The organism is Metallococcus carri, assembly GCF_011440275.1.
Classification (GTDB): Bacteria; Actinomycetota; Actinomycetes; order Actinomycetales; family Dermatophilaceae; genus Metallococcus; species Metallococcus carri.
Window position 1 is genome coordinate 182,105 of record NZ_JAAOIV010000004.1, and the last position, 14,171, is coordinate 196,275.

Annotated in this window: 16 protein-coding genes and 1 tRNA gene; 5 read left to right on the forward strand and 12 right to left on the reverse strand. The window is 68.6% G+C overall.

The genetic code is table 11. From position 1 onward, the window contains the following. Nucleotides 1-108: 108 nt before the first annotated feature. From G9U51_RS07450 to G9U51_RS07475, 6 genes are all read right to left on the reverse strand, one after another. A complete protein-coding gene (locus G9U51_RS07450) occupies nucleotides 109-417 on the reverse strand; it encodes an EthD family reductase (RefSeq protein ID WP_166195451.1) in 309 nt (102 codons plus the stop codon). Nucleotides 418-491: 74 nt separating this feature from the next. Next, nucleotides 492-2,300 carry an IucA/IucC family protein gene (locus G9U51_RS07455; protein ID WP_166195455.1) on the reverse strand — a complete coding sequence of 603 codons (1,809 nt, stop codon included), beginning with the start codon at nucleotides 2,298-2,300 and terminating at the stop codon, nucleotides 492-494. Then, nucleotides 2,297-2,863, reverse strand: a complete 567-nt coding sequence (locus tag G9U51_RS07460; protein ID WP_166195458.1) for a GNAT family N-acetyltransferase — start codon at nucleotides 2,861-2,863, stop codon at nucleotides 2,297-2,299. Before G9U51_RS07460 ends, G9U51_RS07455 begins: the two co-directional genes overlap by 4 nt. Then, nucleotides 2,863-4,152 carry a lysine N(6)-hydroxylase/L-ornithine N(5)-oxygenase family protein gene (locus G9U51_RS07465; protein ID WP_166195461.1) on the reverse strand — a complete coding sequence of 430 codons (1,290 nt, stop codon included), beginning with the start codon at nucleotides 4,150-4,152 and terminating at the stop codon, nucleotides 2,863-2,865. The genes G9U51_RS07460 and G9U51_RS07465 overlap by 1 nt, the downstream gene beginning before the upstream one ends. Before the next feature lie 10 nt (nucleotides 4,153-4,162). Further along, nucleotides 4,163-5,614 carry a pyridoxal phosphate-dependent decarboxylase family protein gene (locus G9U51_RS07470; RefSeq protein ID WP_166195464.1) on the reverse strand — a complete coding sequence of 484 codons (1,452 nt, stop codon included), beginning with the start codon at nucleotides 5,612-5,614 and terminating at the stop codon, nucleotides 4,163-4,165. Nucleotides 5,615-5,775: 161 nt separating this feature from the next. Further along, nucleotides 5,776-6,546 carry a carbon-nitrogen hydrolase family protein gene (locus G9U51_RS07475; RefSeq protein WP_166195467.1) on the reverse strand — a complete coding sequence of 257 codons (771 nt, stop codon included), beginning with the start codon at nucleotides 6,544-6,546 and terminating at the stop codon, nucleotides 5,776-5,778. A 133-nt stretch (nucleotides 6,547-6,679) separates the two neighbouring features. Between G9U51_RS07475 and G9U51_RS07480 the strand changes: the two genes are divergently transcribed. Next, a complete protein-coding gene (locus G9U51_RS07480) occupies nucleotides 6,680-7,411 on the forward strand; it encodes a PIG-L deacetylase family protein (protein WP_166195471.1) in 732 nt (243 codons plus the stop codon). 52 nt (nucleotides 7,412-7,463) lie between these two features. On the opposite strand, the gene G9U51_RS07485 is transcribed toward G9U51_RS07480, so the two are convergent. Further along, on the reverse strand, nucleotides 7,464-8,219 hold the full coding sequence (locus tag G9U51_RS07485; protein WP_166195474.1) for an SDR family oxidoreductase: 756 nt from the start codon (nucleotides 8,217-8,219) through the stop codon (nucleotides 7,464-7,466). Nucleotides 8,220-8,283: 64 nt separating this feature from the next. Here G9U51_RS07485 and G9U51_RS07490 point away from each other — a divergent pair, with 64 nt between their 5' ends. Together G9U51_RS07490 and G9U51_RS07495 are read left to right on the forward strand one after the other, a co-directional pair. Then, on the forward strand, nucleotides 8,284-8,979 hold the full coding sequence (locus G9U51_RS07490; protein WP_166195477.1) for a TetR/AcrR family transcriptional regulator: 696 nt from the start codon (nucleotides 8,284-8,286) through the stop codon (nucleotides 8,977-8,979). Between the two features lie 141 nt (nucleotides 8,980-9,120). Continuing rightward, nucleotides 9,121-10,200, forward strand: a complete 1,080-nt coding sequence (locus G9U51_RS07495) for a protein kinase family protein (protein ID WP_166195480.1) — start codon at nucleotides 9,121-9,123, stop codon at nucleotides 10,198-10,200. A 60-nt stretch (nucleotides 10,201-10,260) separates the two neighbouring features. Here the strand turns inward: G9U51_RS07495 and G9U51_RS07500 are convergent, their stop codons facing one another. The 4 genes from G9U51_RS07500 to G9U51_RS07515 form a co-directional block, all read right to left on the reverse strand. Continuing rightward, the gene (locus G9U51_RS07500; protein WP_166195482.1) at nucleotides 10,261-10,620 is read right to left on the reverse strand and encodes a hypothetical protein; all 360 of its coding nucleotides are present in this window, start codon (nucleotides 10,618-10,620) and stop codon (nucleotides 10,261-10,263) included. Nucleotides 10,621-10,647: 27 nt separating this feature from the next. Then, a tRNA-Arg gene (locus G9U51_RS07505) sits at nucleotides 10,648-10,720 on the reverse strand. Nucleotides 10,721-10,761: 41 nt separating this feature from the next. Further along, a complete protein-coding gene (locus tag G9U51_RS07510) occupies nucleotides 10,762-11,355 on the reverse strand; it encodes a GNAT family N-acetyltransferase (RefSeq protein WP_166195485.1) in 594 nt (197 codons plus the stop codon). Nucleotides 11,356-11,413: 58 nt separating this feature from the next. Continuing rightward, on the reverse strand, nucleotides 11,414-12,664 hold the full coding sequence (locus tag G9U51_RS07515) for a PTS transporter subunit EIIC (protein WP_166195489.1): 1,251 nt from the start codon (nucleotides 12,662-12,664) through the stop codon (nucleotides 11,414-11,416). An 81-nt stretch (nucleotides 12,665-12,745) separates the two neighbouring features. Here G9U51_RS07515 and G9U51_RS07520 point away from each other — a divergent pair, with 81 nt between their 5' ends. Together G9U51_RS07520 and G9U51_RS07525 are read left to right on the forward strand one after the other, a co-directional pair. Continuing rightward, nucleotides 12,746-12,976: a glucose PTS transporter subunit EIIB gene (locus tag G9U51_RS07520; RefSeq protein ID WP_166195492.1), complete on the forward strand. Its 231-nt coding sequence runs from the start codon at nucleotides 12,746-12,748 to the stop codon at nucleotides 12,974-12,976. Next, nucleotides 12,976-13,416 (forward strand): PTS sugar transporter subunit IIA, encoded by a 441-nt coding sequence (locus G9U51_RS07525; RefSeq protein WP_166195495.1) that lies wholly within the window; start codon nucleotides 12,976-12,978, stop codon nucleotides 13,414-13,416. The genes G9U51_RS07520 and G9U51_RS07525 overlap by 1 nt, the downstream gene beginning before the upstream one ends. 66 nt (nucleotides 13,417-13,482) lie before the next feature. On the opposite strand, the gene G9U51_RS07530 is transcribed toward G9U51_RS07525, so the two are convergent. Next, complete coding sequence (locus tag G9U51_RS07530) at nucleotides 13,483-14,136, reverse strand: DUF305 domain-containing protein (RefSeq protein WP_166195498.1); 654 nt, start codon at nucleotides 14,134-14,136, stop codon at nucleotides 13,483-13,485. Between the last annotated feature and the right edge of the window lie 35 nt (nucleotides 14,137-14,171).

Here is a 14,171-nt window from a genome sequence, read left to right on the forward strand (position 1 = left end):
GCGAGCGAGGAACGAGCGAGCGCGTCGAAACCAGGCGCCCCTCCGCTGGTTGAGCAAGTGAGCGAGGAACGAGCGAGCGCGTCGAAACCACCCCCCGCCATACCCTCCTCAGCGCGCCGGGTTGAGCTCCCCGAAGTCCATGTCCACGCCCGCCTGGGCGAAATTGCGCAGGTCGCGAGCGACCGCCTTGCCCTCGTCGGTGCCCATGTCAGCGAGCGCGTCTTCCTTTGTCTCCCAACACAATTGGGCGATGACGAAGTGCGGCGGCTGCGACCCGTCGAGCGTCTCGCAGCGCTGCCAGCTGGCCGTGACCAGCCTGGGGAATTTCGCGGCGAGCGGCAGGTGCACCTGCTCGTAGTGGCTGAGGAAGGCCTCGGGGTCCTGCGGGTGGGCGTAGCTCACGGTCAGCTGGTACATCGGGCTCCTTCGTCGGTATGCCGGGGCTGTCGCTCCCCGAACCTAGCGCTCTGCCCGATCGTCTCGAGCGGGACTCACCGTCCGGCGGAGACGGGCGAGACGGCGGAGACGGGGGCGTGGGCGGCGAGCGGGTTGTCGAGCGTACCGAGCAGTTGCAGCGCGCCGGCCGGATCGGCCAGGTCCACCATCTGGCGGTTGTCGCGCAGCTGCAACCGGTTGAGGCAGGAGAGCGGGAACTGCGCAGCGAACAGGTCGTAGCGATCGGCGAGCTCGGGGTGGGCCGCCTGATAGTCAGCGACGACGTCCGCGACCGTGCGCCAGAAGTCGTCCCACGGCAGCACTCCGTCCGCGTTCAGCAATGCGGCGAGGTGTCGGAAGAAGCAGTCGAAGACATCGGTGAAGATCGACAGCGCCTGCAGGTCGGACGGAACCTGCGCGCGCACCCGCTCGGCCTCGGTCGGGAGGTGCGTGTCCGGCCGCATCACGACGATCTCCTCCGCCAGGTCCTTGAGGATCACGCGCTCGACGTTCCCTTGGTGCAGCACCAGGATCACGTTCTCGCCGTGCGGCATGAAGGCCAGCCCGTAGCGATAGAGCGCGTGCAGCAGGGGCTGCAGGTAGGCGTCCAGATAGCTCCGCAGCCAGGTGGTGGGTGCCACCCCCGCGTGGGCGATGAGCGCCGCGGCATACGACTGCCCGTCCGGGTCCCGGTGCAGCAGGGCGGCCATCGTCGCGAGGCGGCGGTCCGGCTCGAGGAGCGGGACGGGGCTTTCCCGCCAAAGGGCGGCGAGCATCTTGCGGTAGGGCGACCCCGCCGGCGTCGCCGCTTCGTAAGCCTCGGGGTGATAGCCGATCGCGGCGCGCTCGCGGATCAGCAGCGCACCGGTCGCGCGCAGCGTCGCATCGCTCGCGAACAGGTCGGCGAGCCAGTCGTTGATCGCCGGCGTCGCCGCCATGTAGGCGGCGGACAACCCGCGCACGAACCCCATATTCACTACGGAGACAGCGGTTTTGACGTAATGCCGGTCCTGTCGGGTGCGGTTGAAGAAGGTGCGCACCGACTGTTGGGCCTGATAGACGTCGCGGCTCTCGCCCAGTGGCACCAGCCGATCCTGGGCGATATCGGCGGCGAAGGTGATGGACAGGCGGTTCCACCATTGCCAGGGATGGACCGGGATCAGCAGGTAGTCGTCCGGGTCCAGTCCGCGATCGCGCAGGTCGGCGTCGAACTGTTCGCGCTGGGGGCCGAGTTCGGCGCGCAGGAAGTCCGCGTAGGTCGTATCGCGGCAACTGCTGAAGTCGGCGTGCGATCGGTGCGCGGCGAGCCAGATCAGCCGGACGTCGCGCGCGGCCTCGGGTGCGAAGGCCTGCGACTCGTGGGCTCCGAAGCCGATGCGGCCACTGTTGGCGACGAAACAGGGGTGCCCCGCGAGCATGGCGGCCTCCACCGTTTGGAAATCGGCAGTGACCAGGTCAGCCGCGCTCGGTTGCGGCAACGACAGCTTGAAGGACAACGACGACAGCGTCGAGGAGATCTCCTCCAGGTAGGCCGGCAGCATGTCGGGGCCGAGACCGAGCGCCTCGCGAAGGCCCAGCACAAACCCGACGGCATCGAGCCGGCCGCCGTCGCAGGTGATGCTGCCGGGGTCGATCTGCCAGTGCCGCAACGGCATTCGCCGTGCGGCGAAGCGGTATGCCGGGGTGCCGTCGTCGCTGGTGACCGTGAACCACCCCGGTGCGTCGGGGTCGGGTGCGGGCTCGATCAGGCGTTCGTGGGCGAACTCGCACAGGGCCTTGGCAAGCAGGATCCGGTTGGCGGCATCCCACGCGTCGGGGCGGTAGTGCGCCGCGGCCGCACTCGGAGGGCTGGGATAGGGATTCATCGATGGCCTTTGTCGGTCTGGGTGGTCGGGCGGAACTGGTCACGAGTGCAGAAGCTCAGCAGGGCTTGTTTGTCCGGCAGGTCGATCCGGGCCGCGGGGCGGAAGCCGACCGCGGCGTTCACTGCCTGCACGGCCAGGTTGCGGACGTCGGGCTCGACGACCACCCGCCGCACCGACGGGTCCTCGAACAGCCAGGTCAGCACTGCCGACAGCACCGACCGGGTGAAGCCGTGCCGCGGGTGCTGCGTCGGCGCGCACAGGAAGTGCATGCCGATGTCGCCGGGCAGGGCGGCATACCGGCCGGCGAGCTCGACCCGCGCGGGGTCGTACCGTTCGGCGAGGAAGCAGGGGAGGCCGTCGACGAAACCCAGCACGGCGGTCCGGTGCGGGTGGGCCACGATGTCCCCGTAGGTCTCCCGCACCTGTGACAAGGTCGCCTCCCTCATTTGCCAGTAGCGCGCCTTGGGATGGGTGACCCACTCGTGCAGGAGCGGCCCGTCGGTCACCGGGTCGACCGTGCGGACGGCGAAGACCCCGAGGTCGTCGCAGTAGACGGGGCGCATCAGCCGACCCCCGCAGGCGTGCCGAACTCCTGGAAGGCGATGGACTTCTCGATCGGGTAGACCTCCCGGCCGAGCACCTCGCGCAGGATGCAGGAATTGCGGTAGGCGCCCATGCCGAGGTCCGGCGAGGTGACGCTGTGCACGTGATCCCCGCCGTTTTGCAGGAAGATCGGCGCCGCACCGTCGTCGATGCGGTAGGTCCGGTCGACCGCAGGCCGGTGGTGGGCATCGAAGCGGATCCGGTCGCGGACCGAGGCGAGGCAGCCGGGCAGGGCATGGTCGTAACCGGTGGCCAGCACCAGGCCCTCGGTGTCCAAGGTGAACTCTCGCCCTTGTTCGCACTGCGTCAGCCCCAAGGTGTAGGTGCTGCTCTGGTCATCGAAGCGCAGGCTCTCCAGCGCCGTGTTGGTGAGCAGCCGCGTGGGCGCGCCGCCGTGCACCGAATGCTCGTAGAGCCGGTCGAAGATCTCGTTGATCAGCGAGGCATTGATCCCCTTGGACAGGCTCTTTTGCTGGGCGGTGAGCGCGTAGCGGGTGTCCTCGGGAAGCTCGCTGAAATAGTCGACATAGTCCGGCGAGGTGAGTTCCAGGGTCAGCTTGGTGTACTCCAGCGGGAAGAACCGAGGCGAGCGGGTGACCCAGGTGAGGTGATAACCGGCCTCGTCGATATCGCCGAGAAGGTCGGCGTAGATCTCCGCGGCGCTCTGCCCGCTGCCGACGACGGTGATGGTCTCCTTCTCCCGCAACACCTCTCGGTGGGCGAGGTAGTCGCTGTTATGAAGAGCGTCGCCGCCCACGGCGCGCGCACAGGCCGGCAGGAAGGGCGCGCCGCCGGTGCCGACCACTAGCGCCCGAGCGTGGTGAACCACGGTTTCGCCCGCGGCGCGGGAGGTGACAGCGTAAGCGCGGCGAGACCCGTCATACTCCACCGAGACGACCTCGTGACCACAGCGCACCGACTCCAGTTGCTCGGCGGCCCAGCGGCAGTAGTCGTTGTATTCGCGACGCAGGGGGAAGAAGCTCTCCCGGATGTAGAAGGAGTAGAGGCGCCCCCGCTGCTTGAGGTAGCTGAGGAAGGACAGGGGCGAGGTGGGATCGGCCAGGCTCACCAGGTCGGCGAGGAAGGGCGTTTGCAAGGTGGCGCCGTCGAGCATCATGCCCGGATGCCAGTCGAACGACGGCTTGCGTTCGAGGAAGAGCGCGTCCAGGTCATCCAGGGGTGCCGCCAGACACGCGAGGCCGAGATTGAACGGGCCGAGGCCGATGCCGATCAGGTCGTAGGTCTTCATCGCTCTCCCCTCAGACCGCGATCGTGCGCGGCAGCCGCTGGACGGTGTCGGCGCAGTGATGGGCGATGCGCTCGACGACGGCACCGATGTCGCCGGTGGTGGTGTGCGGATTCAGCACGGTGAACTTCAGCCACTCCTCGCCGTCGATGGTGGTGCTCGCAATCACCGCGCAGCGTTCGCGAGCCAGCAACTCACGGGCTGCGAGGTTGGCCGAATCACATTGTGCCGCAGAAAGATTCGGGTCTGTGTAGCGGAACACGACGGTGCTGAGATCAGTCGGCGCTGCGACCTCGAAGCGCGCATCCGCGCGCAGCTGCTCGTGCGCCTGGTGGGCCAGCTCGATGACCGCGTCGAAGAGATCACCGATCGCGTCGGCACCCGTCACCCGCAGCGCCAGCCACAGCTTCAGCGCGTCGAACCGCCGCGTGGTCTGCAGGCTCTTGTCGACCTGATTCGGTATGCCGTCCCGCGTCATCCGCTCCGGGTTCAAGTAGTCCGCGTGGTGACGAACCATCAGCCGCCCGTCCCGCACGAGCAGGGCGCTCGCAGCGACCGGCAGGAAGTAGGACTTGTGGAAGTCGACCGTCACCGAGGTGGCCCGTTCGATGCCCGCGAGCAGATCGCGCCGGGTGCGGGAGACGAGCAGGCCGCCGCCATACGCCGCGTCGACGTGCAGCCACAGATCGCGCTCGGCGCACAGGTCAGCGACGGCGCTCAAGGGGTCGATGACGCCGAAGTCGGTGGTGCCCGCGGTGGCGACGACAGCCATCGGCGTGAGGCGGGCGGAGGCCAGCCGGGCCAGGGCGATGCGCAAGGAGAACAGGTTGAGGCGCCGCTCGCGGTCGACCGGGATCGGCACGACGGCATCGGCGGGCAGGCCGAGCAGGTGGGCCGCCGTGCGGATGCTGAAGTGGCTGTCCACCGAGGTGAGGATGCGCAGGTCGGCGAGCCGGGCTCCCTGGCGCACCGCGTGTTCGCGGGCGAGGAAGAGAGCGTGCAGATTGGAGGCGGTGCCGCCGCTGGTGAAGATGCCGTCGGCGGACGGGTCCCAGCCGACCCGGCCGGCGGTCCAGGCGATCAGCCGGCGTTCGATCAGGGTGCCGCCCGCGCTCTGATCCCAGGTGTCGAGTGAGGAGTTGACCGCCGAGGCGATCGCGTCCGCGGCGACCGCTTCGATCAGCACGGGGCAGTTCAGGTGGGCCAGATAGCGCGAGTGGTGAAACCAGGTGGCATGGCGCACGTAGAGATCGTCGACTTCGGCGAGCGCCTCGGCGAGGTCGAACAGCGGGCGGTCGAGGTCGACCGCGTCGATGCGTGGGGCGAGGTCGGCGGGAGTTGCCTCGGTGCAGGGATGTTGCGCTGCGGCGAAGGCGTCGCAGAGCACCGCACTGGTGTCGCTGAGGGCGGTGGCGTAGGCCTGCCGGGTGTCGGTCGTCAGTAGGGCGGGTGGTGTCGAAGTCATCGCGTCCTCGAGTGCGTAGTTAGGTGAGGCTTACCTAACTACGCGATCCGAGGGTTCGTCAACTCGGCCGGTGGCTCGCAACGGGAGGGGGCGACCGCGACGGGCTGTCGGATGTTCAGCGGCGCGAACGAGTGAAAACGACTGTCCGCCAACGGAATTCGTTACGAGTCGCCGAACGGGATGCGCTCGCGGGCGGTGGCGACGGTGTCAGCGTCGACGGTCCAGGTGATCGTGGTCGGTTCGTGTCCGGCGCGGACGCGGGCGCGACCGAAGGGGTCGACGATCACGCTGTTGCCGATGCCGAGCGGTGCCGCGCCCTGCGGCTCGGACCATGCTTGAGCGGCGGCGACCAGCCAGGCCTGCGCGTCCAGCGCGCGGGCGCGGGTGAGCACATCCCATTGCTCGGCCTTGCCCGGTCCCTCGCCCCAGCAGGCGGGCACGATCACGACCTCGGCACCGCGCTTGGCCAGCGCCCGGAACTGGTCGGCGAAGCGGATGTCGTAGCAGGTGGCAAGCCCGACGGTCAGGTCACCAAGGTCGAAGGTGACGATCTCGTCACCGGGTGCGACGATCTCGGACTCGCGCGATCCATACGCGTCGTAGAGGTGAATCTTGTTGTAGGACAACTCGATTCCCGGGCCGGTGACGAGGAGCGTGTTGTGCACCCGACCGTCTTCCGCCGGCGTGAACATGCCGACCACGACGGTGAGGTCGGACCCGCGAGCTGCTTCGCGGACGGTGCTCGCGAACGGACCGTCGAGCGGCTGAGCGGCATCGGCGAAGCCACGGCGGAAGCTGCGCATCGACGCCTCGGGAAACACCAGCAGATCGGTGCCCGCGGGCGCCTCGGCGATTGCGCCGGTGATCTGCGCGAGGTTCGCCTCGACCTCCTCGGTCGCGGTGAGCTGCACAGCGGTGACGGACAAGGTCATGGTTCGCGTCGCCTTCCGAGTCGCGGGTGGTCTCACCGCCCATCCTGCCCGGGTGCGGTGACAGCGGGAGGTGAGCGGGCCGGCATACCGGATCGTGGTAGGCATGGGTGAGGTCCGCGAGAGGAGCCCATCGATGTCCCTGCCCCTGCTGCCCGACGACAACTGGTCGCGCGTGCTGTGCATCGTCGCCCATCCGGACGACCTCGAATACGGCACGTCCGCGGCGGTCGCGACCTGGACCAAACGGGGTGTCGAGGTGGCTTACGTGCTGCTGACCTCGGGCGAGGCGGGGATGCAGTTGCCGCCCGAGGAGGTCGGCCCGATGCGGGCAGCTGAGCAGCGTAAGGCCTGCGAAACCGTTGGGGTGCAACAGCTTTCGGTGCTGAACCATCCGGACGGGATGCTCCAGCCAGGCCTTGAGCTGCGGCGCGATGTGGCGCGGGCGGTGCGTGAGTTCCGCCCGGACGCGGTCGTGACGGCGAACTTCGACCTCGAGGCGTATGGCGGGCTGAACCAAGCCGATCACCGCGCCGCGGGTCTGTCGGTCATCGACGGGGTGCGCGACGCCGACAACACCTGGGTGTTTCGCGAGCTGGCCGATGCCGGACTGCCGAAATGGCACACGCGCTGGATCCTGGTCGCCGGGCACCCGGACGCGACCCATGCGGTGGCGGTCGATCGGGCCGCGGTCGAGGCGAGCGTCGCGTCGCTGCGCAGCCACCAGGCCTATCTCGCCGACCTGCCCGGGCACCCCGATCCGGGGCAGATGATTCCGGGGATCCTGCGCTCGGGCGGGGAGGCCGCGGGGGAGGAGTATGCCGTGTGCTTCCGCGCCTACGACCTCGGCGAGCCCCTCCGCCCATGAACCCGGCACCATCCGTCGGCGCCGGGTTCAGCGCGGGACATCCGACGGGGGATCAACGGGTGGTGTAGCCACCGTTGGCGAAGATCGTCTGACCGGTGATCCACCAGCCGTCGGTCGCCAGGAAGGTGACGATCGGCGCGATGTCCTCGATCTTCGTGAGCTGATTGCCCATGGCCTGCGACTTGTGGAACTCGACGCGTTCCGGCGTCTCCTGGCCGTAGAAGAACGGTGTGTCCATCGGCCCCGGTGCGACGGCGGTGACCGAGATGCCGCGCGGCGCGAATTCCTTGGCAGCCGCGCGAGTGAAGTGTTCCACGGGACTCTTGCCACCGGCATACGTCGAATAACCGTCGGTGAAGGCCGCGAGCAGGGAGGTGACGATGGTGATGATCTTGCCGTCGTCGGCGAGCTGCCTGCCGGCCTCCTTGATGAAGAAGTACGCAGCCTTGGCGTTGATGTCGAACATCGAGTCGTAGTCGTCCTCGCTGGTGTCCGCGATCGGCTTACGCAGCACTTTGCCGACCGTGTTGACCGCGACGTCGATCGGTCCGAGAGCGTCGGCGGCATTCGCGAACAGTTCGGCGACCGTATCCGGCCGGGTCAGGTCACCGGTGAGGACGACGCCTTTGCCGCCCGCGGCCTCAACCGCTGCGAGCGTCTCCTCGGCCTGCGGCCGGGTGGACGGGGAGTTGTAGTGAATCGCGACATTCGCGCCAGCCTCGGCGGCCCGACGGCTGATCAGGCCGCCGAGGTTCTTGGCGCCGGCGGCGACGAGCACGTTCTTGCCCTGGAGGGTGTGCGTGGTCATGAGAAGCCTTCCGTGTAGCGGGAGAATGGATCGCTATATCAACGATATGCCCTAATGTAGCAGCATGACACAGGTCCCGCACGCTGATACACGGACCCGCTTGCTGGATGCCGCGGCTGATCTCGTCGCCTCGGCGCCCGGCGAGGAGATTTCGCTGCGTGCGGTGTGCGACCAGGTCGGGGTGAAGATGCCGACGCTGTACCACTTTTTCGGGAGCAAGCAGGGCCTGCTCGATGCCGTGGTGGTCCGCGGGTTCGAGCTCTACCTCGCCCAGAAATCGGCGCAGGAATCGTCGGGCGATCCGATCCAGGACCTGCGGGTGGGTTGGGATACCCATGTCGCCTTCGGAGTGGAGAACCCCGGCTTCTACACCCTGATGTACGGCAAGGTGCGCCCGGGCCAGGTGAGCGAGGGGCAGTCGCGCGCGAGCGAGACGCTCCTCGCTTTGACGCGCGCCGCTGCGGACCAGGGCCGGCTGATCGTGCCGGCTGATCAGGCCGCCGCGCACGTGCTGGTCACCAACATCGGCGTGACCCTGCGGCAGGTCGTCCTGGCCACGCCGGACCCGCAACTGTCCGCGGCCGTGCGAGAGAGCACGATCGCGGCCATCACCGGAACGGCGCAGAGCGGGCTGCCCGAGGACGACCGCGTCGGCATCCACCGCGTGCTTGAGTATGCCGTCGCCCGGCCGGACGTTCTCGGCGAGGCAGAGACGCAACTACTGACCCAGTGGCTGCGCCGACTCGCTGCGCATCCCTGAGGCTCCCCCCGAGCCGGTCCGCACTGCTCGCGCATCCCAGAGAGTGCCGCGAACTAGGGCGTGAGCTGGATGGGGACGATGGCGGCTGCTCAGACGTATGGCGGGCGCCCGGGGTCGAGCCCGGCCTGTCAGGCTGGCCGGGTGGACGACACGACGAGGACCACCATCGAGCAGGCGTCGACCGCCTTGGGCGAGCCCCTCACAGTGATAGGAGCGCCGCTGCCGACCAGCGATCGCAACCAGGTGATTCGTGCGCAGGCCCGAGGCCGGACCGTGATCGTCAAGCGGAATCTCACGCAGGACCCCTTTGCGAGCGGACGTGAGTCGAGCGCGCTGCTCGCGTTGAACTCCATCGACCCCGGCTGTGCACCAAGAGTTTTGGCGGAGGGCGACGGTTTGCTGGTCCTCGAGGATCTCGGCGACGGCGGCAATGTCGCGGATGCGTTGACGGGCGAGGATGCCGCCGCTGCAGAAGCCGCCGTCCGAGCGTGGGCTGCCGGACTCGGGCGCTTTCACGTCGCGGGGCGGGCGGCCGCCAGCCTGTTCGAGGACGAGATGATGCGCCGCACAGGCACTTCCAGCGCGTACATGGACGCCCAACTGGAGGAGGCGGCTGCAGCGTGGGTCGGCCTAGCAGCGGACCTGGGGGTGCACACCGAGAGATCCACGTTCGATGACCTCGCCAGCCTGACGACTCGCTTTCGCACCGACCTGTCGACCTTGTCCGCGGGAGACATGTGTCCGGACAACAACCTGCTCGTCGATGGGCGGGTCGTGATGATCGACCTGGAGTTCGCCACCATCAGACATCTCGCGTGGGATGTGGCCTATCTCCAGGTTCCGTGGCCGTCGTGCTGGTGCGCGTGGACCTTGCCGGACGGCCTGACGCGTGCCGCCCTCGCGGCGTGGCAGGCGAGCGCGGCGTCCCTGCTCGGCGACATCGCTGCGGATGACCTTCGACATGACCTCCGCCTCGCCGCTGACGGCTGGCGATGGTTGAGCAGCTATTGGCTCCTGGAGCAACTCGCCGGACCTCCGCGACCTGCGCGCCCGGAGCGCCCCTCGCCGCGTCATCAGGACCGCATCGTCCACTCGCTGCGGGCTGCCGCCACGTCGCCATTGCTTCCGTCGTTACGCGAGGTCGCCGCGGACCTTGCGGCGGCCGTCGAGCAGCGCTTCAACGCACAGCCACTCGGCTACCCACGAGCCTTGGCAAAATAGAGGTCCCCCCGCGGCCCCCTCGTCGTCGGCGGGTCTGCTCATCGAGGCCGGCGCCGAGCACTAGAGGTCGATCATGCGTTCGCGAGCCGACGCATCCTCGGCTCCGCCATAACGCAGGATCGCGTGCGCCGGGCGCGCGGGGAAGGCGCGCACGTCGGGCTCGACGACCTGCCACAGTCGGTCGGCGTCCGGTCCATAGAGGTAGATCACGGCTTCGCCGTCGCCGAACTCGTTGCCGTCCAGCTCTCCGGCGTTGGCCGCCTCGACCTTGGCCTCGAGCACGTCCTCCAGTTTGAAGAGCGCCTCACGCTCGCTGTCCGACCCGAACTCGCCCGACAGCTCGTAGTGGATCATCACGGCGTGCTGAGGCGACGGCGGGACGTCCGAGCCGCCCCCGCGCAGCTTCTTGAACCAGTTCATCGGCGGGTCCTCTCCGCTCGGAGCACGTGCCCCCGGGCTGATTCGAACAGCCGACACCCGCTTTAGGAGAGCGGTGCTCTATCCCCTGAGCTACGAGGGCGGGGAGCGTATGCCGGGTCGCGGCATGTCGCGCGGATCAGTCTAGTTGCCCGGGCGGCCTGCACCGGAGCGCAGGTCGAGGGCGTGCAACACCATGTCGAACCGGCGTGTCTCGTCCGGAGCGACGAAGTCGCGCAGGCGGCCGTACTCCACGAAGCCCTCGGACAGATAGAGCCGCTCGGCGCGGGTGTTGTCGCCACGGAAGTCCAGGGTGAGCACTTCGATGCCCGCCGTCCGGGCTGAGTCGACCAGCGCCCGGAGGAGTCGCCGGCCGACGCCCTGGCCGGCGAATTCCGTTGCCACAGCGAGCTTTTCGAGGTCCGCGTGCGGCCGGTGGGTCGGCCGGGCATAGCGCCGCCAATAGCCGAAGCCCGCAACGGACTCACCGGCTGAGGCAACGACGGCAGCAGCCTCGGCCGACCCGGCCGTCACCAGCTCGGTGAGCAAGGAGCGCACCTCCGCGGCGGCCGGCGGCGCCGTCCACCCGAGCGCGGCGTCGGCGAGCACCAACTCGCCCAGCATCGCGGTGAGCCCGTCGACGAGCGCGTCCGTAACGTCGTCGGCGCCCAGCACCCGCGTCGTCATCTCCGGCAAGTGGTCGCGATAGCCGCCGGAGTCCTCTACTCCGGGTGTCATGGTGCGACGGAGGGGCGGTGGTCGCGATAGCCGCCGGAGTCCTCTACTACGGGTGTCGTCACGGCGTGGTGTCGGGCGCCAGCGTGTCCTCGCCCTCGGCCTCGCGGCCCGGGGTGCGCAGGTTCCACTTGCGGATGGCGAACCGGAAGACCACGTAGTAGAGCACGGCATACCCGAGCCCGATCACGATGAGCCACAACGGTTTTGTCGCGATGCCGAAGTTCAGCACATAGTCGAACAACCCGGCCGAGAAGTTGAACCCGTCGCGGATGCCGAGCGCGTTGCACAGCGCGATCGAGGTGCCGGTGAGCACGGCGTGGATGACGTACAGCGGCCAGGCGACGAACATGAACGCGAACTCCAGCGGCTCGGTGACACCGGTGAGGAAGGAGCACAGCGCCGCCGAACCCATCAGGCCGCCGACGACCTTCTTCTGGTCGGGGCGGGCCTCCTGCCAGATCGCCAGCGCCGCGGCCGGCAGCGCGAACATCATGATCGGGAAGAAGCCGGTCATGAATGAGCCCGCGCTCGGGTCGTGCGCGGCGAACCGGGCGATATCGCCCTGCACCGTCTTGCCGCCCGCGCCCTGGTAGCTGCCGAGCTGGAACCACGGCACCGAGTTGAGGATGTGGTGCAAACCGGTGGGGATGAGCAGCCGGTTGGCGGTGCCGTAAATGAACCCGCCGACCACGTCGTTGTGCGACACCCAGGTCGACAGCGCCTGCAGACCGGCGGCAAAAGCCTTGTAACAGAAGGCCGTCACGACCGACAGCAGCAGCGTCGCGAACGCGGTGAGGATCGGCACCAGCCGTCGGCCACCGAAGAACGCGAGGTATGGCGGGAGCTTGGTGCGGTGGAAACGTTCCCAGAGCTTGGCGGCGATCAACCCGGACAGCACACCGCCGAGCACGCCGTAGTCGATCATCGGCGGCTTCCCGGTGGGATCGGGCTTGGTGCCGAGCACGAGCGGCGACATGGCGTTGCCAACATTCTTGAAGACGAGATAACCGACCACCGCGGCGAGCGCGGTCGAGCCGTCGGCCTTCTTCGCCATACCGATGGCGACGCCGCCGGCGAACAGCAGCGGCAGGTTGTCGAAGAGCGCGCCACCGCCCGCGGCGATGACCGGCGCGACCTTGGTCCAGCCCAGGCCGTCCTTGCCGAGCACGTCGTCGGCGCCGAGCCGCAGCAGCAGACCGGCCACCGGCAGCGCGGCGATCGGCAGCATCAGGCTGCGACCGAATTTCTGCAGTGACGCCATACCGCGACGCTGCTTGGGCGCCGCGGCTGCGGCTGCACTGGTGCTCATCTGGGCCCCTTCCCTGGGCGATCGTGCGATCGTGGGCGAGGATTGTCCCGTCATACGGACATGTCAAGGAAGGAGCCACCCATGAACAAGGCCGAACAGATCGTCGCCGGGCTCGGCGGCGCCGAGAACATCGAGGACATCGAGGCGTGCATCACCCGGTTGCGCACCGAGGTCTCCGACGGCTCGAAGGTCGACCAGGCGGCGCTCAAGGCGGCGGGTGCGCACGGCGTCGTCGTGCAGGGTTCGGTCGTCCAGGTCGTCGTCGGGCCGGAGGCCGACACCCTCGCCGAGGACATCCAGGACCTGTTGTGATGCGGGTGCTCGCGCCGTCCGCCGGCGAGATCATGGCGCTCGCGGACGTGCCCGACCCGGTCTTCGCCGCCGAGATGGTCGGCGCCGGGCTGGCGATCACGCCCGGTCCCGAGCAGCAGGTCGCTGTGGCTCCGATCGCCGGCACCGTGGTCAAGGCGATGCCGCACGCGTATGTCGTCGCCGGTCCCGACGGTGCGGTGCTGGTGCACCTCGGCATCGACACGGTCAAGCTCGACGGTGCCGGTTTCGAGGTGCTGGTGGCCGAGAAGTCCGAGATCGCCGAAGGTCAGGAGTGCGTCCGTTGGACGCCGGGAGATATTGCGGCACAAGGACTTTCGCAGCTCGTGCTGGTCTGCGCCCTGGACACACCGGCCGGTTCGGTGTCAGCCGAGCACGCCGGCGAGCGCGTCGAGCAAGGAGCCGAGCTCTTCACGATCTGATCGGCGTCCGCTGTGTCCGCAGCACCGCGCGACCCATCGCGCGCATCTGCGGACACAGGGCCCGTCTCACGGGGTCGCGGAGGCAGTGCCGAGCAGGCGGTTCATCTCCCGGATCTCCTTGTCCTGCGCGGTGACGATGGAGCTGGCGAGCTTCTTCACCTGTGGGTCGGATGTAGTGCCGAGCACCGACTTCGCCATCCGGATCGCGCCCTGGTGGTGCTGCACCATCATCTGCAGCCACATCCGGTCGAAGGCCGGGCCCTGGGCGGCCTCGAGTTGCTTCATCTGCGCGTCGGTCATCATCCCGTCGCCGTGGTTCATGCCGGACATCCCGGTCGATGAGGGCTGCGGTGCCTTCCAGGCGCGCAGCCAACCCTGCATCTGAGCGATCTCCGGACCCTGCGCCTTCTTGATGCGGGTGGCCAGGTCGCGCACCTTCGGCGACGCCCCCGATCGGCCGAGGGCCAGGTCGGCCATCGTGACCGCCTGCTGGTGGTGGGGGATCATCATCTGCGCGAACATCACATCGCCTTGCCGCCCGCTCGCCGCGGACGAGCCGCTCGCCGCGGACGAGTCGGAGCCGGGCATCGAGCCGGAGCTCGTCATCGCGCCGTGGTTCATGCCGGACATCCCCGACCCGCCGCTCGAGGAACTGCCGCACCCCGTCACGAGCGCAGCGAGCAGGACGGTGGGCAGGGCCGTGAGCAGTCGACGGTTCATGGGCACCAGCCTGCGCGATGATCTCGGCGGTCAAC

Coding starts and splice junctions, on each gene's coding strand:
- G9U51_RS07450 (WP_166195451.1), bottom strand. CDS start 417: ATGTACCAGCTGACCGTGAGCTACGCCCACCCGCAGGACCCCGAGGCC.
- G9U51_RS07455 (WP_166195455.1), bottom strand. CDS start 2,300: ATGAATCCCTATCCCAGCCCTCCGAGTGCGGCCGCGGCGCACTACCGC.
- G9U51_RS07460 (WP_166195458.1), bottom strand. CDS start 2,863: ATGCGCCCCGTCTACTGCGACGACCTCGGGGTCTTCGCCGTCCGCACG.
- G9U51_RS07465 (WP_166195461.1), bottom strand. CDS start 4,152: ATGAAGACCTACGACCTGATCGGCATCGGCCTCGGCCCGTTCAATCTC.
- G9U51_RS07470 (WP_166195464.1), bottom strand. CDS start 5,614: ATGACTTCGACACCACCCGCCCTACTGACGACCGACACCCGGCAGGCC.
- G9U51_RS07475 (WP_166195467.1), bottom strand. CDS start 6,546: ATGACCTTGTCCGTCACCGCTGTGCAGCTCACCGCGACCGAGGAGGTC.
- G9U51_RS07480 (WP_166195471.1), top strand. CDS start 6,680: ATGTCCCTGCCCCTGCTGCCCGACGACAACTGGTCGCGCGTGCTGTGC.
- G9U51_RS07485 (WP_166195474.1), bottom strand. CDS start 8,219: ATGACCACGCACACCCTCCAGGGCAAGAACGTGCTCGTCGCCGCCGGC.
- G9U51_RS07490 (WP_166195477.1), top strand. CDS start 8,284: ATGACACAGGTCCCGCACGCTGATACACGGACCCGCTTGCTGGATGCC.
- G9U51_RS07500 (WP_166195482.1), bottom strand. CDS start 10,620: ATGAACTGGTTCAAGAAGCTGCGCGGGGGCGGCTCGGACGTCCCGCCG.
- G9U51_RS07510 (WP_166195485.1), bottom strand. CDS start 11,355: ATGACACCCGGAGTAGAGGACTCCGGCGGCTATCGCGACCACTTGCCG.
- G9U51_RS07515 (WP_166195489.1), bottom strand. CDS start 12,664: ATGAGCACCAGTGCAGCCGCAGCCGCGGCGCCCAAGCAGCGTCGCGGT.
- G9U51_RS07520 (WP_166195492.1), top strand. CDS start 12,746: ATGAACAAGGCCGAACAGATCGTCGCCGGGCTCGGCGGCGCCGAGAAC.
- G9U51_RS07525 (WP_166195495.1), top strand. CDS start 12,976: ATGCGGGTGCTCGCGCCGTCCGCCGGCGAGATCATGGCGCTCGCGGAC.
- G9U51_RS07530 (WP_166195498.1), bottom strand. CDS start 14,136: ATGAACCGTCGACTGCTCACGGCCCTGCCCACCGTCCTGCTCGCTGCG.